The following is a 20,725-nucleotide window of genomic DNA, read 5'->3' on the forward strand; positions in this document are numbered from 1 at the left end:
TGACGGGAAATTCACAACGGGCAATCACCCCCGGGGACCGTCGCCGAATCCCGCTCGCAGGCGACCGAGGCAGGAAGCGGCGGCGCCTGAACCGTCGCCGGCGCGACCGCACGCGGGACCCGCCGGCGGGACAGCGGCGCGGTGTCGCGCCGCGATCGAGTCAGGTACCGGAGAGGATCGAGATGACGACGAGACGACGGGCCGTGGCGGGGCTCTCCGCCGCGACCGCACTGCTGATCGCGGCCGGGCTGGCCGCGCTGGGGCCGGACTCGGCGGTGGCGTCCAGCCACCGGGAGGCGCCGCTGGTCGCGGCCGACCCCGCGATCGACAACACCGACCTGTACGCGTTCGCCAGCCCGGACCGGCCGGGCTACCTCACCATCGTGGCGAACTGGATCCCCTTCGAGGAGCCCAACGGCGGCCCCAACTTCTACCCGTTCGCCACCGACGCGGCGTACAACCTCTACGTCGACAACGACGGCGACGCACTGCCCGACGCCACGTTCCGGTTCACGTTCCACAACGTGGACAAGCGGGGCAACAACACCTTCCTGTACAACAACGGACCGGTCACCTCGCTCGACGACGAGAACCTGCTGTTCCGGCAGACCTACACGCTGGAGTCGTCGTTCAACGGCGCGCCGTTCAAGACCCGGATCGCGGACGCGCCGGTGGCGCCGTCGCGCACCGGACCGGCGTCCATGCCGGACTACGCGAAGCTGCGCCAGCAGGCGACGCTGACCCTGCCGGGCGGTTGGAAGACCTTCGCCGGCCAGGCGGACGACCCGTTCTTCCTCGACCTGCGGGTGTTCGACCTGTTGTACGGGGGGAACCTCAGCGAGGTCGGCCAGGACACGCTGTCCGGGTACAACGTGAACTCCATCGCGCTGCAGGTGCCGTTCAAGGACGTGGCGCTGGGCGGTGACGTGGGGCGCAACCCGGTGATCGGTGTCTGGACCACGACCGACCGGGCCAAGGTGCGGATGACCGGCGACACGTCGGCGCTGCGCGGCCAGGGCGACCGGGTGCAGGTGTCCCGGCTCGGCAACCCGCTGGTGAACGAGGTCGTCGTGCCGGCCGCGCTGAAGGACGCGTTCAACGCGCTGAGCCCGGACAAGGACGCGTCGGTGCAGAAGGTGGTCGACCGGGTCACCGACCCCGAGGTGCCACACCTGATCGAGGGCATCTACGGGGTACCGGCGCCGCCGACGCCCCGCAACGACCTGGCGGAGATCTTCCTGACCGGCCTGACCACCAAGGCGAACGGGCCGATCAAGGTGGACCTCAACTCCCAGCTCATGAACCGGGACGTGCGGGCCAACCGGTTCCGGCCGTCGGAAATGCTCCGGCTCAACCTGTCCACCCCGGTGACCACGAATCCGAAGCGGCTCGGCGTACTCGACGGCGACCTGCAGGGCTTCCCGAACGGCCGGCGGTTGACCGATGACGTGGTCGACATCGAACTGCAGGCGCTGGAGGGCGCGGCGCAGACCGGCAAGCTGGTCGACGCGCTGGCGGCCGGCGACAAGGTGAACGCGAACGACAACGCGTTCGAGCGCTCGTTCCCGTACCTGGCGCTCCCGAACGTGGGCGCGGTGAACGGCGGCGCGGTGAACGGTGGGGGTACTGGCGCGGGTGGCGCCGTGCCCGGTGACGGGCACCCGGGGGAGTCGGCTTCGCCGACCGCGATGGCCGCGGCCGGGCAGACCGGACCGGGGGAGAGCCCGGTCCCCACCATGGCGGCGGCGTCCGGTGCGGCCGGCGCGGCGGCCCTGCTGGTCGGCGGCGCCTGGTGGTGGCGCCGGCGGCGTTCGCGGCCGGCTGCCGTGGCGACCGCCGGGCCGGCAGGGGCGGCTTCCGGCGACCCCGGCCACGTGCACCCGCACGGACCGGACCCGGACTCGACCCTTCCGTTCTGACGGTCGTAACGGCCGGGGCGGGGCACGCCCCGCTCCGGCCCTAACCTCTGACCCCTACTCCCTGGCCTCTGGCCCTACCCCCTTTGCCCCGGCCCTGACCCCGGCCCTGACCCCGGCTCTGGCCCCCTAACCCTGGCCCCCTCACCCTGGCTCTCTGGTCCTGGCTTTTGCCCCGTGACCCTGGCTCTGTCCCTGGAGGACGTCATGCTCTCGCGCACACCACGACCGCGCCGGTCGTCGTTGTTCCGCCGCGTCGCCGTTGTCGGCACGGTCACGTTCGCCGTGCTGCTCGGCGGGGGAATCGTCGGTCTGAAGGCGGGCGGTCACGTCGACCGCGGGCCCGCCTCGCCGGCAGCCCAGTCGGGCGCGGCTCAGTCCGGCGTGGCTCAGTCCGGCGCGGTGCAGTCGGGCGCCGCGCAGGCCGGCGCCGCGATCGACCGGGCGCAGCAACGGCTGCGGCTGGTACCGGGTGACTACACCACCTGGGCTGCGCTCGGCTCGGCGTACCTGGAGCAGGCCCGGATCACCGCCGATCCCAGCTACTACCCCAAGGCGGAGGGCGCCCTCACCAAGTCCCTCCAACTGCGCGGCACCGACAACCCGGCCGCGCTGACCGGCCTGGGCGCGCTGGCCAACGCCCGGCATGACTTCGCCGCCGCGGCTGCCCGGGCGCGTCAGGCGCTGGCCGTCGACCCCTACCAGGCCGACGCCTACGGAGTGCTGACCGATGCGCTGACCCAGCTCGGCGACGCGGCAGGGGCCAGCGACGCGGTACAGCGGATGCTCGACCTGCGGCCGGGGCTGTCCTCGCTGACCCGCGCCTCGTACGACCTCGAACAGCACGGCCGCCTCACCGAGGCGCAGGATCTCATGACCCAGGCGCTGCACAACGCCGTCGACCCGGCCGACATCGCGTTCTGCCGGTACCAGCTGGGCGAGCTGGACTGGCAGAACGGCCGGCTCGGCGGGGCCGACGCCCAGTACACGGCCGGGCTGGCCGCCGACCCCGGATACCTGCCGCTGCGCGAGGGCCGGGCCAAGGTGGCCGCCGCGCGCGGGCAGACCGGTGCGGCACTGACCGGGTACGCCGAACTGACCCGGGTCTACCCGTCCCCCGCGTACTTCCTCGAGTACGCCGACCTGCTGCGCGCCGCTGGGCAGCCGACCCAGGCAGACGCCCAGGTGGCGTTGGCCGCCGCGGCGCAGCAACTGTTCACCGCCAACGGCGGAATCGACGACCTGACCGGCAGTGCGCTCGCTCTCGCCCAGGGACGGACGGCGGACGCGGTCCGGCTGGCGACGCGGGAATGGCAGCGCCGGCACTTCGCGGACGTCGCCGACGCGCTCGCCTGGGCGCTGCACGGGAACGGGCAGGACGCGACGGCGTTGAGCTATGCGCGGCAGGCCGGCGCGCTGGGGGCGCGGAACGCGAAGTACTCGTTCCACCTGGGGATGATCGAGCGGGCGCTCGGCGACGCGTCGGCCGCCCGTACCGATCTCGCCCGAGCGATGAGTCTCAACCCGAACTTCTCCCCGCTGGACGGCCCGGTGCTGCGCACCGCCGCCGGGCAGGAGGGTGTGTCATGAGGGCGCGGGCCGGCTGGCTCATCGCGGGGTGCCTCGGCGTACTGGCGGCGGTGCTGTTGCCCTCCACGGCGGCGAGCGCCCACCCGCTGGGCAACTTCTCGGTCAACCAACTCGACGCGCTGGACTTCTATCCGGACCGGATCGAGGTGACCGCCACTGTGGACATCGCCGAACTGCCGACGCTCCAGGATCGTGCCACTGTGGACAGTGACGGCGACGGCACCATCAGCGCCGCCGAACGGGCAGCCTACGCCAAGGCCACCTGCGCCGGTCTGGCCGGCGACCTGACCGTCACGGCCGGCGGGCATCGTCTGGTGTGGACAGTCGCTGGCGGGGCGACCTTCGATGAACTGGCCGGGGCGGCGGGCCTGTCGACCAGCAGGCTGAGTTGCCGGCTGTCCGCGCCGGCCGCGCTGGATTCCAAGTCCACAGTGGACGTCGACAACCGGTTCCGGTCCGACCGGATCGGCTGGCGGGAAATGACCGCCGTGGGCCATGGGATCCGGTTGGTGGACTCGCCGCTGCCGGCGCGGAGCATCAGCGACAACCTCCGGGCGTACCCGCGGGACCTGCTCAGCTCGCCGTTGAACATCCGGTCGGCGCACCTGGTGACCGAGCCGGGTAGGGATGGTTCGCCGGCCGGGGCGGCGTCGCCGTCCGTGCGGGTGGCGCAGCCCGGCGGGCTTGCCGGCGCTTCGCTGCGGGCCGAGGGCGTGTTACAGGGACTGGTCGGCGGCCGGCACCTGACGCCGCTGGTCGGCGCGCTGGCCGTACTGCTCGCCATCGCGCTGGGCGCGGGTCACGCCGCGCTGCCGGGGCACGGCAAGACGGTGATGGCGGTGTACCTGACCGGTCGGGCCGGTCGGCTGCGGGACGCGCTGGGAGTCGCCGCCACGGTGACTGCCACGCATACCGGTGGTGTGCTGGTTCTCGGGCTGTTGCTGACGAGCGCCACGGGCCTGGCTGGGGAGAGGGTGCTGGGCTGGCTGGGCGTGGTCAGCGGGGTGACGGTCGCGGCGGTCGGCGTGGGCATGCTGCGAAGTGTCCGGCACACCCGCCGGCACGCTCACCGCCATCGGCACGCCGACCACGACCACGACCACGGTCACGGCCACGGGAACCATCACGGGCATGGGCATGGGCGTGGTCCGAGCCGGTTCAGCATCATCGGCATGGGTGTTGCCGGCGGCCTGGTGCCCAGCCCGTCCGCGCTGGTCGTCCTGCTCGGCGCGATCGGACTGGGCCGGACCGGATTCGGCGTCCTGCTGGTCGCGGGCTACGGGCTCGGTATGGCGGCGACGTTGACGGCGGCCGGATTCGCCCTGGTGTTCCTGCGCCGCCGGTGGGCCGGTGTGCTGGACCGCTCCGGTACCCGCTGGGCCCGGCTGACCAACCTCGCACCGGCCGGTACCGCAGCCCTGGTCCTGCTGGTGGGCGTCGGGCTTGCCGGCCGGGCGCTGGCCGGCGTCGCGTAGCCGCGCGGCGGGCGCCCGGACGGCCGCGCTCACCCGGTCGCGGCCTGCCCCGGCCCGCCTCGGCCTGCCCCGGCCTGCGCAGCCCGTCTCGGCCTGCGTCGACCTGCCCGGCCCGCCCCGGGCCGGAGAAGCCGGTCGTCAGTTCCAGCCGGCGACGAGGTCGATGAGCGAGCCGAGGATGAACAGGGCGAGCGCGGCCCCGCGCAACGGCCGGCCTTCGCGGTCGAGCAGCTGCCCCGCCACGGCGGCGACGCGATGGGACGCGGTGGCGCCGGCCCACCGGAACCAGAGCATCACCCGGGGACTCAGCAGGAGGCCGCCGACCATGAAAGCGGCCCCACCGAACTCCAGCCAGCCGATCACTATCGCCACGGGGTTGCCCCAGTAAACCCACACCGCGAGCGGAACGGCTGCGAGTATCGCCAGGTCGACGGCGGTGCGGATGCGCTTCGCGGATTCTCTGAACCTCGCGAGGTACGCGATGAGACTCTCGGCCTCCCGTTGCGGCAGGCGCGAGGCGATCAGGCGCTGGGCGTGGCGCTCACGTACCGCGTAGGTGTACCGGTCGTCCTCCATAAGGATGGTGGCTGTTCCCAGGGACTTCAGCTCGGCGAGCGTCCGCCTGCGAACCGTGGCGACGTCCGGGTCGCGCACGTCCGCGGGCTGCTGGGCGAGCCGGGCCGCGGTGCGGAGGTGCGGCCGCGCGAGTCTCAGCGACTTGAGCAGTGTCCCGGCGTTCTCACTCCGGCCCGCGGCGTTGTCCGCCCAGCGGCCGACTGTCTTCTGACCCACCACGTCGAGCACGGCGACCAGGCCGGCGAGGAACAGCATGATCTTTCCGATGCGTACGAGCCACAACACCGCTTCACGGTAGCGGCACACTTCAATGGACAGCCGGCGGCGAACGCGCGCATCCCGCCCATGTGGTCAAGCGGGGCGGGTCAGCAGGGCGTGGCGCTCGACGTCGATCGCGGTCAGACGCTGCCGTGCCTGGGCCTGGCGCCAAGTGAGCCGCTCCGTCAGCTGCCAGACCAGTCGCATCGAACCGGCCACGTTGCGCTGCGCCTGCCTGATCCGCTGACGTACCGCCAGATCGGTGAAGATGTTGTCGAACCACACGTCGACGAACCGGGTCGGGCCGGTCACCGCCACTCCGGGTGCGATCGGCGCCGCTTCGCCCACATCGGACAGTTCTGCGCGCAGTACCGCGAGACACGCGTCGGCGTGCGCCGCGGCCCGCGCGGCGTCATCCAGCCGCGAATGCTTGACAGCGCTGGACAGCGCGCCGCCGCCGAAGAACGTGTCGTACGTCGACCACCCGGACGCGCTGCCGAGCAGGTCCCACACGTGCGACAGCGCCTGCCACGCGGCCTGTGCGGCGGTCAGGGCTTCGCCCACCTCGCGCAGTTCGGCGCCGAGCCACCCGCGCTCCTCGGCAAGCCGCAGCAGCCGCGCGCCGCGCGGATCGGTCGAGCCGCGCAGGTGCGCCTCCTTGAAGTCCAGCGCGGCGGCGTAGTCCTGCGGCGCCCCGGACAGTCGGGCCAACCGCGCGCGTGCCGCGTCATACTCCTGCCGCAGCACGGCGAGCCGGGCCTGTGCCTGCGTCACCCGGTAGCCGGCGGCATCGGCCTCGGCGCGCTCGCGGGCGAGCGCATCGTCCCGGGCGCCGCGCAGCGAGACGAGGATCCGGGTGAATGAGACACCTTCCAGTCGCTTGACGTCGCGCTGCTCGGCGTCGCTGGCCTCGCTCAGCGAGCCGAGTTCGGCGGCCGACGCCTCCTGCCGGCGACCCAGTTCCGCCACCCATGCGGTGACCATCTGGTATTCGCGCAGCGCCCGTGCCGCACCGGCAAGCCGATGCTCGATCTCGTCGGTCACGTCGCCCATGGAAGCACGGCCGGTCGACCACGGGTCGCCTCAACCAAGTCGCCGTCTCGGCCAAGTCGCCGTCTCGGCCAAGTCGCCGCTTCGGCCAAGTCGCCGTCTCGGCCAAGTCGCCGTCTCGGCCAAGTCTCCGCCTCCGCCAAGTCTCCGCTTCGGCCACGTGTCCGTCTCGGCCAAGTCGCCGCCTCAGTCAAGGGTCCGCCTCAGCCGCGTGTCCGCCTCAGCCGCGTGTGGGCGCCGGTCGGGAAGTCGTCGCGCCGCGGATCGTGCACGGCGGCGTCGACGTCGTAGGGTGGCTCGCGTGAGACATGGCAGCTTCCGCTACGACATCGACGCGCGGTGCGGGCTGGCCGAGGCGGTGGCGCTCATGGCCGACGTGCCCCGGCTCGCGGCGATTCATCCGCTGGCCGTCGAGGCACGCGAACTCGAGCCCTCGCCCGGCATCCTGCGCAGCACGGCGATCACCTCCCGGCTCGCGCTGGGACCGCTGCGATTCCGCATCACCTACCGGGCCGATGTGCTGTCCGTAACCGAGGACGAGGTCATCACCGTGGCGCGGCAGCGTCCCGCCACCGTTCTGCGCAACCACACCCGGTTGCATCAGGACGGCGACGGTGTCGTGCACATCCGGGTCGAGATCGCCTTCGAGTCGCCGTACCTGCTGTTCCCGTATGGGTTCCGGCAGGCGCAGTACGCGCATCGGGGTCTGGCCCGGGGGATCACTGCCGTTCTGGAAGGGCGCGACCCCGCGAGACGGGAGCCGACGGCACCGTAGCCCGCGCGATCGCCGGCCTCGCCCCGCGGTGCCGCTTGACTCCGTCAGCGATCGTGGTGAGAGGGTGTGCGGGCTGCGACAGGGGAGGCTCACGGTGGGCCGGCGAAGCGAGATCGAGGCGATGACCGCTCGCATCGAGGCACTTGAGCGCGAGGTCCAGCGGTTGTCCGCCCGGACCGCCGCCGCCGGGCCGCTGCTGGACGACAGTCGGCGGCTGGAGGAGTTGGCCGAACGGGCCGAGCGGCTCAGCCGGGACACCACGGTCGCGATCGACGAGCTGACGGGCCTCGCCACCCGGGCCGCCGTCGGTGGTGCGCCGCGGTTCCGTGCCGAAATCAACAAGGTGTACCGGGCGACCTCGCTCGGCTTCGTGTCGCTCTACTTCGTCGGCGGCCGCACCGGGTGCATCCAGATCGTGGCCGGCACGACCGACCCACCGGACGAGGTGGTCGGCGAGGTGAACACGATGAGCGATATCAGTTCGTCCGCGGGTGCGGTGGTTCGCGCCGGCGAGTTCTGGGGCGCCCGGTTCCGGGGCGGCTGGAACGCGAGGGGCAACGGATCGGGCTTCGTCTGCGTCTTCACCCCACTGTTCTGAACGGCACTGTTCTGAGCGGGCTCTTTTGCTGAACGGGCCCTGTTCTGAGCGGCGCTGTTCCGAACGACGCTGTCCTGAACGGCACTGTTCCGGCCGGCCGGCCCGTGCCCCGGTGGCCTGTCGTCGTAGCCACCGAGGCAGGTCGTCCTACCGATCGGGACCGTCGGCCGGGATTGCGGCTCCGATGAGCCCATGACCGGGGGTACTTCCGGATAATTCCGGGTCGATACGCATATCCCCCGATAGGCCGGCGCAGATTGACTTCGGGCATGTGCGGATACATGTACGGATCCGAGCCATGTGGTCACTGTGGGCCGCATCGATTGGCGGGTACGGTAGAAATTCTCCTATCGATGGGGACCGCTCGTTCGCTCAACGGCACAGGGGGGTGGGTAGTGTGCCGGTCACCGGTCAGCGCGTTGTTCGCCGGGCCCTTGGCCGCAGACTGACCCGGTTGCGTGTCGCGGCCGGCAAGCTCAGGCGTGAGGTGGCCGAGGAGAAGCTCGGCATCTCCGAAGCCACCCTGCATCGCATCGAAAACGGGAAGGTGCCGGTCACCGTCGCCAACGTGCGCGTCCTGTGTTGGTTGTACGGCGTGGACAAGAGCGCCACCGACGCGCTGGCCGAACTCGCGCTGGGCACCAACCAGCAGGAGTGGTGGGACACCAACCCGGTCATCCCGGAGTGGTTCAAGCTCTACGTGGGCCTCGAGGCCAGCGCCACCCGGATTTTCAGCTACGACGGCGAGGTCATCCCCGGCGAACTCCAGACCGAGGAGTACGCGCGGGCCGTGTTCACCGCCGAGAACCCCGGAGACGACAACGCCGCGCGGCGGCAGGTGGCGCTACGGCTCGACCGGCAGAAGATGCTGTTCGCCCGCACTCCGCGGCCGCGATTGACCACCATCCTCGGTCAGGGTGCGCTGACCCGCGAGGTGGGTGGCTCGGACGCGCTCGGCGCCCAGATCGACCATCTCCGGGAGATCAACCGGCAGCAACACGTCGACATCCGGGTTCTTCCCTGGTCGGTCGGCGCCCATGCGGCCATGGCCGGCGCCTTCCGCATCCTCGAACTCGACGATCCCGACGATCCCGACGTGGTCTACCTCGAATCCCACGTCGGAGCGCTGTACCTGGAAGAGCCCCACGAGGTCGAGGAGTACCGGCGCGTCTTCAAGCTCATCAGCTGCGACACCGTGCCGATCGACGAATACGCCTGACCGGGCCGTCTTCCGTGCGTCCGGGCCACCACCGGGGACCGCCCGGCCACCGTCGGCTCAGCCGGCGCGAACCCCCTTCGCAATGGTTTCGATCTTCCGTCCCGAATTCCGCGAAAAATGTGTCGGAAATTCATCGCCGTGCACGGCGCCGACGCGCCAAATTTCTCGGCGAAATCTTGCACGATGCGTTACGGCGCTGTCATGCTGAGCGATATCTGGTTAATGGTTCCGGCTCGCGGTGACATCAACAACCTTTGCGCAACCGCGATGCGTTGCGGCCAGAGGGGGGACAGTTATGTATTGCCCTACGTCGATAGCTACGGCCCGCGCCGCCTCTCGCGAAGGTGGCGGCCGCGGCGACCGGCGGCGCGCAGCCGCAGCGGCACCGACGGGCGTGCCGCGGTGAGCGCCCCGGATCGTGCCGACGAACTCGTGGTGCGCTTCCCCGCCCCGGCCAGCAAGCCGGAGCGCAGCGCCGAACTGCGGGTGCAGGCCACAGTGGACCGCGATGCGAAGACGATCACCTACGAGCTGCCCGACAAGACGCGGACCACTCTCGACGTGGTCACCGCCCGTGCCCTGCAGATGATCCTCTGGGAGGGAGTGTTCGGCTCGCTGCAACCCAATGGCCCGCGCCTGTTGCTCGAACGGACGCAGCACTGATCCGACCCGGTGTTGTTCCGGCCCGGCGTTGATCTGGCGCGGCGCTGATCCGGCCCAGCGCTGGTCTGGTAGGGCGTTGTTCCGGCCCGGCGATGATCCGGCACGGCTACCGTCCCGCTCGGCCGCTCGACGGCTCTCGCCGTCGTGGGCGGCGCTGTCCTGCGCCGGTCATCACGATTCCGGCACGCCCCGGAATCGACGAGGCCACGGTATGGAACGAGGCGCGACGACGCCCTATCTTGAAGGGCACCGAGAAGGCATCGAAGATCTCCAGCGGATCGGTGGATCAGCGCTCAGCTGTCCGTAACTTCGGCTATCGACGGGCGGAGACATCATCACAATGAACGGCTCGGAGCAGGCCAGCGCGCAAAAGCCGGCAACCGCCGCGCGGATGTACGACTACTACCTGGGTGGCTTCCACAATTTCCGCGCCGATCAGGAGGCCGCCGAGCGGGTTCTCGACCAATTCCCGCACCTCACCTCGGTGGCGAGAGTCAACCGGGCGTTCCTCGGCCGGGCCGTGCGCTACATGGTGGACTGCGGGATCCGTCAGTTCCTGGATGTCGGGTCGGGAATTCCGACGGCGGGCAACGTACACGAGATCGCGCAGGCGGCGGCGCCCGAGGCGCGAGTGACCTATGTGGACATTGACCCGGTCGCGGTCGCGGAAAGCCTGGAGATCCTGGAAGGCAACGGCAGAGCCACCGCGATCCGGGCGGACATGCGCCATCCGGAAACCATCCTGGCGCACAAGTCCGTCCGCGAACTTCTCGACTTTGACCAGCCGATCGGGCTGTTGCTGGCCGCGGTGCTGCATTTCGTACCCGAGGACGACACCGCCTACGGCCTGGTCCGGCAGCTGCTCGACGCACTCCCACCGGGGAGCTACATGGCCGTCTCGCACATCGCGTCGGAAAGCTTCGTCCCCAGCGACCGGTATTCCGCGGCCACCGCGGTCTATCAGCAACAGACCTCGACGCCGGTGGACTCCCGCAGCAAGCCCGACGTCGAGCGATTCTTCGCCGGCATCGATCTCGTCGAGCCCGGGGTGGTGTGGGGCAACGAATGGCGACCGGCACCCGGCGACCCCGAAATCAAGGACGACGACCCGCTGAAGAAAGGCGTGTGGGCGGGAGTGGGCCACAAGCGCTGAATGCGAGCGGGGCGTGAAGCGAGCGGGGCGTGAAGCGAGCGGGGCGTGAAGCGAGCGCGGCGTCAAGGCGAGCAGCGTGAATTCGGGTGCGGTGTGATATCGGGCGCGGCGGCCGCGCGTACCGGAGAGGCGTCACCGGCCTTCGGGCGGCAGTCAGACCATGGTCGGGTCGGGCGGTGGCAGGGCCTGGAGGCGGGAGGCGTCGCGACCGGGCGGGGCGCCGAACAGGCGACGGTACTCCCGGCTGAACTGGCTCGGACTGTCGTAGCCGACCGCGTAGCCCACCGCCGCTACGTCGTGTGAGTCGGTGATCAGGCGGGTCCGGGCCTCCTGGAGCCGGATCCGTTTCTGGAACTGCAGCGGGCTCATCGCGGTGACCGCGCGGAAGTGGCGGTGGAACGAGGTGACGCTCATCCCGGCGACCTTTGCCAGGTCCTCAATGCGCAGCGGTTCGGCGTAGCCGGCGCGGATGCGGCGGATGGCCCGCGAGATCTGGGAGAGGCGGCTGTCGGCGAGCCCGATCTGGCGGATCGTGGCGCCCTGCTCCCCGTTGATCAGGCGCCAGAGGATCTCCCGTTCGATGGCCCCGGCGAGCACGGGAATGTCCTCCGGGCGGTCGAGCAGGTGGAGCAGCCGGATGATCGGGTCCAGCAGGTCGCTCGTGGCATCGCTGACCGCGATGCCGGCGGCGTCGGTACGGGCGGCCGTCGGAGCATCCAGCAGCAGGGTGGCGATCGCGGCCGGAGACAGGGTCAGGCCCATGCCGAGGAACGGCCGGTCCGGCCCGGCGCGCAGGACGTGGCCGGTGACCGGAAGGTCGAGCGAGATCACCGCGAACTGGCCCGGGCCGTAGTCGAAGATCTGTTCGGCCAGGACCGTGCGTTTCACGCCCTGAGCGACGATCGCGAACGACGGACGCGCCACCGCGCTCAGGGGCTCGGTGGGGGCGTGCGACTCCATGATCACCACTCCGGGGAGTCGAGTCTGGAGGTATCTGCCCGCTGCGTGCCGGGCGATGAGGGCGCGGAGCTCCCCAAGTTGATCCATAGCGCACGATTCTTTCAAGGTTGGCAGGATCGTGCAATGCGCTGGAAGTATCTGCCTACCGTCGCCCGAAGTCCCGCGATTCACTGAATACGTACGGAAACACAAGAGAAGAATGGGTATGCCAAGCATGTCTCTGGATTCGTATGTCAGCCTCGGCCACTCGGGGCTGCGAGTCAGCCCGTTGACACTGGGCGCCATGACCTTCGGTGAGGACCACGGCTGGGGTACGTCGGTCGAGGAGTCCGAGGCGATCATCGCGGAGTACCTGGATCGCGGTGGGAACTTCATCGACACCGCGAACATCTACACCAACGGCCACTCCGAGAAGATCATCGGCGACTGGTTCGCCGCCCGCCCGGGGCTTCGTGACCGGGTCGTCATCGGTACCAAATTCTTCGCCAACCTCTTCGAAGGCGACCCCAACGGTGGTGGCGCGGGGCGCAAGTCGATCGTGGCCGCACTCGAGAACTCCCTACGGCGGCTGCGCACGGACTACGTCGATGTCTACTGGCTGCACAACTGGGACCGCACGGTACCCATCGAGGAGACCATGCGTACCCTCGATGACCTCGCCACCGCAGGGAAGATCCGCTACGTCGGCCTTTCCGACGTGCCCGCCTGGAAGGCCGCACAGGCACAGGTGACGGCGCGGTTCCGGGGGTGGACGCGGGCGGTCGGTCTGCAGGTCGAGTACTCCCTTCTGGAGCGCACCAGCGAGGGCGAACTGATCCCGATGGCGCAGGAACTCGGTCTCGGCGTCATGCCGTGGAGCCCACTCAAGAGCGGCCTTCTGTCCGGGAAGTACTCGCGCTCACGCACGGGAAGCGTCGACACGTTGCGCACCGGCTTGGTCGGTGAACCCGGCGAGAAGGACTACGACGTCATCGACGTTCTGGAGCGGGTCGCGGAGGAGGCCGAGACCACTCCGGCCGCGGTCGCGCTCGCCTGGGTACGCCAACGGCCGGGGGTCACCTCGACGCTGGTCGGCGCCCGCCGGCTGGAGCAGTTCCGGGCCAACCTGGCCTCCTTGGAGGTGCACCTCACCGACGCGCAGATCGCCGCGCTGAACGAGGTGTCGGTGCCGGCGCTCAACTTCCCGGCGGAGAACAACCACACGCTGGCGCCGTCGCTCGCCTTCGCCGGCGCGACCGTCGACGGCGTCCGCACGTCCGTGCTGCCCCTGCTGAAGGCCAGCTCGGTGCGGTACTGACCGCGCGGCGGTGCCGCCGAGCGAGTGCGCGGTGGGGATCCGCATCGCCGCACGCGATGCGGATCCCCTGGCCGGTACTGGTGATGTGGCCGGTACTAGTGATGGGGTGACGGGGCGGCCGACGATATCGGCGGCTGGACGACCGCCGGCAGCTCGTTGGTCCATCCGGCCGCGAGGATCCTCAGTGTTCCCTGGAAGTTGGTCGCACTGAGCAGCATCGACGTCTTGGGATCGATGACCAGCCTGAGTTCGCCGGCACCCGCGGCGCCCTTGCCGGCCCGGGACTTGTCCGCCCCGAGCGAGGGGAGGGCGATGGCCCGGCCGCCGTCCACCGTGCCGAGGTTGGTGACGTTTGGCGTCGTGGCGAGTGCGCGGAAGGCAGCGGCCCGGACCGTGGGCGGGGCGGGTACCTGCCAGAGCAGCTTGACCAGCCAGCCCTTGACTGTTTCGGGCAGGTCGGCGGCGGGGACTACCGGCTGCCCTGCCCGCGGATGGGTGTAGGAGTCGGTGATCCACGCCTTCAGAGCGGCCGGGTCCGTGGGAAGCTGCTTGAGTTGGGCGTAGGACAGCCGGGAAGCCCCCACCTCGAACCCGTCCCCGCTCCTCATCAGCACGACGCCGGCGACGCCCGGGAGCGTGGCATAGGTCGTCCCGTCCTGTGCGGCCCAGGTGTTGTCCGTGGTGCCGTTGTCCGTGGTCCTCAGATGCCAGTACGTGCCGGCGGCTGCCGGCTCGGTCTCCGCCACGGTGGCGGCGGCGAGCAGGATCTGCTGGCCGGACAGCTGGCTGGACGACTGGCCGGGTGCGTGGCCGGACGCTTCGGCGGCCGGTTGCCCGGGCCGGGTCGTGCCCGGGGCCAGAGCGAACACGGCCGCGGCGGCCAGTGCCGCGGTCACCGTGGCGGCGCCGGTGAGCCAGGCCAGTCGGGCTCCGCGCCGATGCCGTGGCCTGGGTGCCGGTGCCGGTGCCGGTGCCGGTGCCGGTGCCGATCCCGATGCCGGCTTGTCTTCACCGGAGATCTGCCGCATCAGGGCGGCTCGCGCGGCGGAGTGAGCGGCCTGCGATGGCGGCTCGGGCTGCTCCCACGCCTCGCGCAGTTCCGTGAGGTCGTTCATGACTGGTCCTTTCCCAGCATGGTCGCCGGACGAGTCTGGTCCAGCGCACCGCGAATTTTCTTGCGTGCCCGGTGCAACCGGGAACGGGCTGTCCCGGCCGGGATGCCGAGCGCCCTGGCCGCCTCCTCACAGGTCAGGTCGGCCCAGGCGACCAGCAGCAGCACGTCGCGGTCCTTCCTGGCGATCCCGGCCAGCGCCGCTGCGAGCGGCCCCCGGCGAGCCTGAGCATCCAGCCGGGTGGCGACCCGGTCGGCGTGGCCCTCGCTGACCTCGTCGGTGCCGGCCCTTGCCATCGCCCGGTACCGTCGCCGCTCCGACCTTCGATGTTGAGAGATCAGGTTCGAGGCGATCCCGTACAGCCAGGGTCGGGCGTCCGGGTGGTCCCGGTCGTACCGGCCCCGCCGCGTGAACGCGACCAGGAACGTCTCGGCCGTCACGTCGTCGGCCAGGTTCTGGCCGAGCCGCCGCGTCACGTAACCGTGGATCTGGCAGTAGTGGCGATCGAACACCGCCGCGAAGTAGTCGGGCTCGCGGACGGACCGCGCGATGGCCACGGCATCGCTGTCCGGCACGGCGTACGCGTGCATGGCCGCGGTCATATCCGCATCGTGAGAGTCATCGTCTGCCCTTTCCGGCGTTAGAGCTCACTCGGCTCGGTGAGCGCTCATCTCTCTTTGGCCGATCGGCCGGTCACCGTTCGCGGCAGTTCGCGGAATGTCGGCAGTCCGCGGAGTGTCGGCAGTCCGCGGAATCCGGCCGGGGCGGTGGGAGATGGCTGGCCGCGGTCCGGGAGCGGAACCTGGCGGCGAACCCGGTGGGCAATGGGCAAGGGCGGCCACTGCGGGTCGATGGTAACAACAACCCGCCCGGTCACGGCACTGCCCGCACCCGCGGAGGCGCGGGTGCGGGCAGTGCCACGGCGGTGTCAGGCGACGAGGTCGAACCGGTCGAGGTTCATGACTTTGACCCACGCGGCCACGAAGTCACGCACGAACTTCTCCTTCGCGTCGTGCGACGCGTAGACCTCGGAGATGGCCCGCAGCGCGGAGTTCGCACCGAAGACGAGGTCGACGGCGGTCGCCGTCCACTTCACCTCGCCCGTGGCGCGGTCCCGGCCCTCGAACACGTCCTCCGCGGCGGACGCCTTCCACTCGGTACCCATGTCGAGCAGGTTGACGAAGAATTCGTTGGTGAGGGTCTCGGGCCGGTCGGTGAGGATGCCGTGCCGGGACCGCCCGGAGTTGGCGTTCAGCGCCCGCATGCCGCCGACCAGAACCGTCATCTCGGGAGCGGTCAGCGTCAACATGAAGGCCCGGTCCAGCAGCAGGGTCTCCGGCGACAACTTGTCCGCGGTGCGCCGGTAGTTGCGGAACCCGTCCGCGGCCGGTTCGAGGACGGCGAACGACTCCACGTCGGTCTGCTCCTGGGAAGCGTCCGTGCGCCCCGGTGCGAACGGAACGGTGACGTCGTACCCGGCGCTCTTCGCCGCCTGTTCGACGGCCGCGCACCCGCCGAGGACGATCAGGTCCGCGAGCGAGACCGCCTTCGCGCCGGACTGTGCGCGGTTGAAGTCCTGCCGCACCTGTTCCAGGGTCTGCAGCGCGTCGGCCAGCTCGGCGGGACTGTTGACCGCCCAGTCCTTCTGCGGGGCGAGGCGGATCCGTGCGCCGTTGGCCCCGCCCCGCTTGTCGGTGCCGCGGAAACTGGCCGCCGACGCCCAGGCGGTGGAGGCCAGCCGGGAGACGGACAGTCCCGACTGAAGGATTTTCGCCTTGAGCGTGGCGATGTCCTCGTCGGTGACCAGCTCATGGTCGACCTTGGGGACCGGATCCTGCCACAGTTGCTGTTCGGGGACCCACGGACCGAGGTAGCGCGAGACGGGTCCCAGGTCGCGGTGCAACAGCTTGAACCACGCCTTCGCGAACGCGTCCGCGAGCTGATCCGGATGTTCGTGGAAGCGCTTGGCGATTGGCCCGTAGGTCGGATCCATCTTCAGGGCGAGGTCCGAGGTCAGCATGATGGGGGCGTGCCGCTTCGCCGGATCGTGCGCGTCGGGCACGGTACCCTGCGCCGAGGGGTCCGTGGGTGTCCACTGCTGCGCGCCGGCGGGGCTGGTGGTCAGCTCCCAGTCGTACCTGAACAGGTTGTCCAGGTAGCCGTTGTCCCACCTGTTCGGCTCGCTCGTCCAGGCGCCCTCCAGCCCGCTGGTCAGCGCGTCGGCGCCGGTACCGCTGCCGAAGGTGTTCCGCCAGCCGAGGCCCTGCTGCTCCAGGGGAGCGCCCTCGGGCTCGGGACCGAGGTACTGGGGATCGACCGCGCCGTGGCACTTGCCGACGGTGTGGCCGCCGACGATGAGCGCGACGGTCTCCTCGTCGTTCATCGCCATCCGGCCGAAGGTCTCCCGGATGTCCCTCGCCGAGGCCAGCGGATCCGGGGTGCCGTTGGGGCCCTCCGGATTCACGTAGATCAGGCCCATCTGTACGGCGCCGAGCGGGCCGGCCAGTTCCCGGTCGCCGCTGTAGCGCTCGTCTCCGAGCCAGGTGTCCTCGGGCCCCCAGAAGATCTCTTCGGGTTCCCAGATGTCCTCCCGCCCGAAGCCAAAACCGAAGGTCTTGAACCCCATCGACTCGTAGGCACAGTTGCCGGCGAACACGAGAAGATCGGCCCAGGAGATCTTGCGGCCGTACTTCTGCTTGATCGGCCAGAGCAACCGGCGTGCCTTGTCGAGACTCGCGTTGTCGGGCCAGCTGTTGAGGGGAGCGAACCGCTGGGCGCCGCTGCCGCCACCGCCGCGGCCGTCGGCGATACGGTAGGTACCGGCGGCATGCCAGCTCATCCGGATGAACAGCGGCCCGTAGTGGCCGTAGTCGGCCGGCCACCAGTCCTGCGACGCCGTCATCACCGCGACGACGTCCCGCTTGAGCGCGTCGAGGTCGAGGGTCTTGAACTCTTCCGCGTAGGAGAAGTCCGCTCCCATCGGGTTGGACTGCGGCGAGTGCCGGTGGAGTACCTGCAGGTTCGGCTGTTCTGGCCACCAGTCCTGGTTGGTCCTTGGCCGGCGGGCCGGCGTGGGACGCGGGGACGGAATTGACGGATTCTCGCTTTCGCTGACGCTTCGAGTCTCATCCTTGTTAGCGGACACGTCGGTCCTCTCCTCTCGTTGCTTCCGTCAGCTGGCTGGTCGGTTTCGAGGTTGATTGCTCTAGATCCAACGCGTTACCGCGTCACTGGTGTCGAGCGCTGCGCGTGTTCGCGATCGGCCGTGGCCGTAGCTGATCTTGTGGTGGCCCGGATCGGGGAGCGACATCGGCCCCGGGCGCGTCATCGTCGCGCGAGCCGAGCGGTCGAGCCGAAGGCGGCCCTAGCGCCCATGATTCATACTATGTAACCTATAACCGCGACGCGCGCCGGCGGCCACTGGAATCACACCGCGCCGCTATCGCGCCGCGCGTCTGTCAATCGCGCATGTGGAGGCCATTGCCCGACCGGTCGGTACTCTCAAGGAGGCACGCGAGCGTGACCCAACCAGACGACGACAAGCTGTTCTCCCACGGATATGGCTGGCGGGCCCGCATCGGGTTCCTGAGCCCCGGCGCGGTCGACGAGTCATCGTCGCGCCAGTTCTACCGGATGGCCCCGCCGGGGGTGACGATCGTGCGCACCGCGCTCGGCGTCACCGACATCACGCCGGAGCAGATCGGCGAGGCGCTGACGCGGGCGGAGGAGTCCGCCCGCCGGCTGGCCCGGACCGAGCCCGACTGCATCATCCTCGGCGGGTCTCCGACGGTCGTGCTCGGCGGGTACGGTTCGGACAACGTACTGGTCGATCGGATCCAGCGCGCCTCCGGAATCCAGACGAGCGCGGCACAGTCCGCCGCGGTGGAGGCGATGCGGGTGCTGGGGATGCGGCGGGTCGCTGTGGCGACACCGTTCCCGCCGCCGTTTCCCGAGCTGCTGAGGGAGTTCCTGGAGAAGTCGGGGCTGTCCGTGCCGGCCCTGGACAGTCTCGGCGTCGAGTACCGCAAGCTGCGGATGTCGCCGCTGCGCGCCGGGTACGAGCTGGCGAAGCGCACGTTCGAGGCCGCCGGCGGGGCCGACGGCATCTACTTCGCGGGAGCGCCGTTCCCGGTCGCGGACATCATCGACCGGTTGGAGCGCGAGCTGAACACCACGGTCATCTCGAGCATGCAGTGCACCCTGTGGAAGGGGCTGCGGATGTCGAAGGCCACCGAGGGAGTCTCGATCACCGGTTACGGGCGGCTGCTGCGCGACTTCCTCGACGCCTGACCGTCAGTCACTCGAACCATTGGACCTTTATCGTGCAGTTTATAGGCGCGATGTTAGCACGCGAGGGGTCGGCTCGGTAGCGCCGAGCTCCGCCCGATCTGCGGTCGCCGTAACGGATTGGCTTCCCAACGTATTCAAGGCGTTGACAGGCTCCGCAACTGTTTATAGCCTATCGGAAATCTTTGATTGGTCGCTCTACCGATGACCGGCCGGCGGCGCACCGGCGGTCGTGTCACCGGGGGGTGGCCCCGCGAACCGTGTCGGCGGGTGGAGGCGATCCGGTGAGATTCGCGATCCTCCCGGCCGAGTACATCCGGATGCGCCGCCCCAGTGCGTGCGCGTCGGAGCACGGCCCTCGTCCCGGCCGTCGCTCCTGACACCAGCGAGCCGCCCCAAAGCGAGCCGCCCCAAAGCGAGCCGAGCCGACCAGCGAGCCGACTCCCAGCGCACCGATTCCCCGCGAGCCGACTCCCAGCGAGCCGACCCTCCACGAGCCGACCCCAGCGCACCGGTACAGCCGCCATCCCGTGCCGCTCCGGCACGGCGGTCCGGTGCGCCGTGCGCCGTACTCTGACCCGCCCTCGACACCGATCTCGTACCGGAAAGGGGAAACTGTGAGGACACGAGTACCCAGACGATCACGGTTGTTGGGCATCGTCCTCTTGTCACTCGTCCTGGTCGCCGGGTCGGCCAGCTGCTCACGGCGCGGATCGTCCGGCAGTGGTGCCGGCGCCAAGGCCGCGACGTTCTACAAGGGAAAGACCATCACCATCACCACCAAGTCCTCGCCCGGCGGCAACGGCGACACGACGGCACGGCTGCTGGCGCAGTACCTGCCGAACTACATCCCCGGTCACCCGCACGTGGTGGTGAAGAACAACGCCGGCGGTGCGGGCAGCGTGATGATGAAGAACGTCGCCGAGGTGTTCCCGAACGACGGCCTGAACCTCGCGCTGCCGGACACCGCGGTCGTGCTGCGTTGGATGTTCAAGCAGGACGGCACCGACTATCCGCTGGACAAGATGCCCATCATCGGGGACGTCACCGCGCCGCTGGTGGTCATCGTTCGCAAGTCCGCCGGCGCCACCGTCGCCGACCTGCAGAAGCGGAAGCAGCCGCTGGCCGCGGGCAGCACCGCGCCGGGTGGCACGGGCGTCATCGACATGACGCTGGGCTTCAAGCTGCTGGGCATCCCGGTGAAGGAGGTCTACGGGTACTCCGGCGCCGGACCGGTCGCCCTGGCCGTCGAGCGGGGCGAGGCGGACACCGCGTCGCCGGCCGCCGGTGCCTACCTCGCCTCCTACAAGACACTGGTGGACCGTGGCCTCGCGTACCCCTTCTACCAGGTCGGCGACCCGGGCCCGGACAACACCCTGGCGCGTTCGCCCGCGCTGTCCGAGTTCCCCACCCTGCAGGAGCTGTACCAGAAGCAGTACGGCCACGCGCCGTCCGGACCGGAGTGGGACGCGGTGCTGAAGTTGGCCGACATGGTGCAGCTGGGGCTGTTCCTCTCGGCACGTCCGGACACGCCGCCGGAGGCGTTGACGGCGCTGCGCCAGGGATTCGACAGGATGGCCGCCGACCCGGCGGTCAAGTCGAAGCTGAACACCACCCTGGGCGGAGCGGTCAGCGTCGGGAACGCCGAGGCCGGCAAGCTGCTGCAGAACCTGTTGAACACCTCCGGCGACGTGCTGTCGGTGCTGGAGGACGCCGCCAACGGCAAGTGACGCGAGTGCCGTGGCCTGGGCGGCGTTCCGGCCGCCCGCGCCGCGGAGGGTCCGACACAGGCTCGA

Annotated in this window: 17 protein-coding genes; 11 read left to right on the top strand and 6 right to left on the bottom strand. The window is 70.2% G+C overall.

Annotated features, from left to right (window positions below; translation table 11 throughout):
- The first annotated feature begins 182 nt into the window (after positions 1 to 182).
- The 3 genes from Raf01_RS29340 to Raf01_RS29350 all read left to right on the top strand — a co-directional run bounded on the left by Raf01_RS29340 (position 183) and on the right by Raf01_RS29350 (position 4,981).
- Positions 183 to 1,919: a DUF4331 domain-containing protein gene (locus tag Raf01_RS29340; protein WP_203921288.1), complete on the top strand. Its 1,737-nt coding sequence runs from the start codon at positions 183 to 185 to the stop codon at positions 1,917 to 1,919.
- 174 nt (positions 1,920 to 2,093) lie between these two features.
- Positions 2,094 to 3,506 (top strand): tetratricopeptide repeat protein, encoded by a 1,413-nt coding sequence (locus tag Raf01_RS29345; protein WP_203921289.1) that lies wholly within the window; start codon positions 2,094 to 2,096, stop codon positions 3,504 to 3,506.
- Positions 3,503 to 4,981: a sulfite exporter TauE/SafE family protein gene (locus Raf01_RS29350; RefSeq protein WP_203921290.1), complete on the top strand. Its 1,479-nt coding sequence runs from the start codon at positions 3,503 to 3,505 to the stop codon at positions 4,979 to 4,981. The genes Raf01_RS29345 and Raf01_RS29350 overlap by 4 nt, the downstream gene beginning before the upstream one ends.
- Before the next feature lie 138 nt (positions 4,982 to 5,119).
- Here Raf01_RS29350 and Raf01_RS29355 read toward each other — a convergent pair whose 3' ends face one another.
- Together Raf01_RS29355 and Raf01_RS29360 are read right to left on the bottom strand one after the other, a co-directional pair.
- Positions 5,120 to 5,842, bottom strand: coding sequence for a hypothetical protein (locus Raf01_RS29355; protein WP_203921291.1), 723 nt, complete (start codon positions 5,840 to 5,842; stop codon positions 5,120 to 5,122).
- A 66-nt stretch (positions 5,843 to 5,908) separates the two neighbouring features.
- Positions 5,909 to 6,859, bottom strand: a complete 951-nt coding sequence (locus Raf01_RS29360) for a hypothetical protein (RefSeq protein WP_203921292.1) — start codon at positions 6,857 to 6,859, stop codon at positions 5,909 to 5,911.
- A gap of 307 nt (positions 6,860 to 7,166) precedes the next feature.
- On the opposite strand from Raf01_RS29360, the gene Raf01_RS29365 reads away from it, so the two are divergent.
- The 5 genes from Raf01_RS29365 to Raf01_RS29385 all read left to right on the top strand — a co-directional run bounded on the left by Raf01_RS29365 (position 7,167) and on the right by Raf01_RS29385 (position 11,273).
- Positions 7,167 to 7,640 carry an SRPBCC family protein gene (locus Raf01_RS29365; protein ID WP_203921293.1) on the top strand — a complete coding sequence of 158 codons (474 nt, stop codon included), beginning with the start codon at positions 7,167 to 7,169 and terminating at the stop codon, positions 7,638 to 7,640.
- Positions 7,641 to 7,734: 94 nt separating this feature from the next.
- On the top strand, positions 7,735 to 8,238 hold the full coding sequence (locus tag Raf01_RS29370) for an ABC transporter C-terminal domain-containing protein (RefSeq protein WP_203921294.1): 504 nt from the start codon (positions 7,735 to 7,737) through the stop codon (positions 8,236 to 8,238).
- A gap of 298 nt (positions 8,239 to 8,536) precedes the next feature.
- Positions 8,537 to 9,457: a helix-turn-helix domain-containing protein gene (locus tag Raf01_RS29375; RefSeq protein ID WP_275413075.1), complete on the top strand. Its 921-nt coding sequence runs from the start codon at positions 8,537 to 8,539 to the stop codon at positions 9,455 to 9,457.
- Between the two features lie 138 nt (positions 9,458 to 9,595).
- On the top strand, positions 9,596 to 10,120 hold the full coding sequence (locus Raf01_RS29380; protein WP_203921296.1) for a hypothetical protein: 525 nt from the start codon (positions 9,596 to 9,598) through the stop codon (positions 10,118 to 10,120).
- 340 nt (positions 10,121 to 10,460) lie between these two features.
- Positions 10,461 to 11,273 (top strand): SAM-dependent methyltransferase, encoded by an 813-nt coding sequence (locus Raf01_RS29385; RefSeq protein WP_203921297.1) that lies wholly within the window; start codon positions 10,461 to 10,463, stop codon positions 11,271 to 11,273.
- 153 nt (positions 11,274 to 11,426) lie between these two features.
- On the opposite strand, the gene Raf01_RS29390 is transcribed toward Raf01_RS29385, so the two are convergent.
- Complete coding sequence (locus Raf01_RS29390; RefSeq protein WP_203921298.1) at positions 11,427 to 12,320, bottom strand: AraC family transcriptional regulator; 894 nt, start codon at positions 12,318 to 12,320, stop codon at positions 11,427 to 11,429.
- A 127-nt stretch (positions 12,321 to 12,447) separates the two neighbouring features.
- On the opposite strand from Raf01_RS29390, the gene Raf01_RS29395 reads away from it, so the two are divergent.
- Positions 12,448 to 13,530, top strand: a complete 1,083-nt coding sequence (locus Raf01_RS29395; RefSeq protein WP_203921374.1) for an aldo/keto reductase — start codon at positions 12,448 to 12,450, stop codon at positions 13,528 to 13,530.
- 95 nt (positions 13,531 to 13,625) lie between these two features.
- Here Raf01_RS29395 and Raf01_RS29400 read toward each other — a convergent pair whose 3' ends face one another.
- From Raf01_RS29400 to katG, 3 genes are all read right to left on the bottom strand, one after another.
- The gene (locus tag Raf01_RS29400) at positions 13,626 to 14,645 is read right to left on the bottom strand and encodes a CU044_5270 family protein (protein WP_203921299.1); all 1,020 of its coding nucleotides are present in this window, start codon (positions 14,643 to 14,645) and stop codon (positions 13,626 to 13,628) included.
- Entirely contained in the window at positions 14,642 to 15,244 is a 603-nt protein-coding gene (locus Raf01_RS29405) for an RNA polymerase sigma factor (protein ID WP_239134020.1), read from the bottom strand. Before Raf01_RS29405 ends, Raf01_RS29400 begins: the two co-directional genes overlap by 4 nt.
- A gap of 326 nt (positions 15,245 to 15,570) precedes the next feature.
- Positions 15,571 to 17,787 carry a catalase/peroxidase HPI gene (gene katG, locus Raf01_RS29410; RefSeq protein ID WP_203921300.1) on the bottom strand — a complete coding sequence of 739 codons (2,217 nt, stop codon included), beginning with the start codon at positions 17,785 to 17,787 and terminating at the stop codon, positions 15,571 to 15,573.
- Between the two features lie 374 nt (positions 17,788 to 18,161).
- Between katG and Raf01_RS29415 the strand changes: the two genes are divergently transcribed.
- Together Raf01_RS29415 and Raf01_RS29420 are read left to right on the top strand one after the other, a co-directional pair.
- Positions 18,162 to 18,932: a maleate cis-trans isomerase family protein gene (locus Raf01_RS29415; RefSeq protein WP_203921301.1), complete on the top strand. Its 771-nt coding sequence runs from the start codon at positions 18,162 to 18,164 to the stop codon at positions 18,930 to 18,932.
- Between the two features lie 647 nt (positions 18,933 to 19,579).
- The gene (locus Raf01_RS29420; RefSeq protein WP_203921302.1) at positions 19,580 to 20,659 is read left to right on the top strand and encodes a type 2 periplasmic-binding domain-containing protein; all 1,080 of its coding nucleotides are present in this window, start codon (positions 19,580 to 19,582) and stop codon (positions 20,657 to 20,659) included.
- The last annotated feature ends 66 nt before the right edge of the window (positions 20,660 to 20,725 follow it).

Source organism: Rugosimonospora africana (assembly GCF_016862975.1).
In the GTDB taxonomy this organism is placed as follows: Bacteria; Actinomycetota; Actinomycetes; order Mycobacteriales; family Micromonosporaceae; genus Rugosimonospora; species Rugosimonospora africana.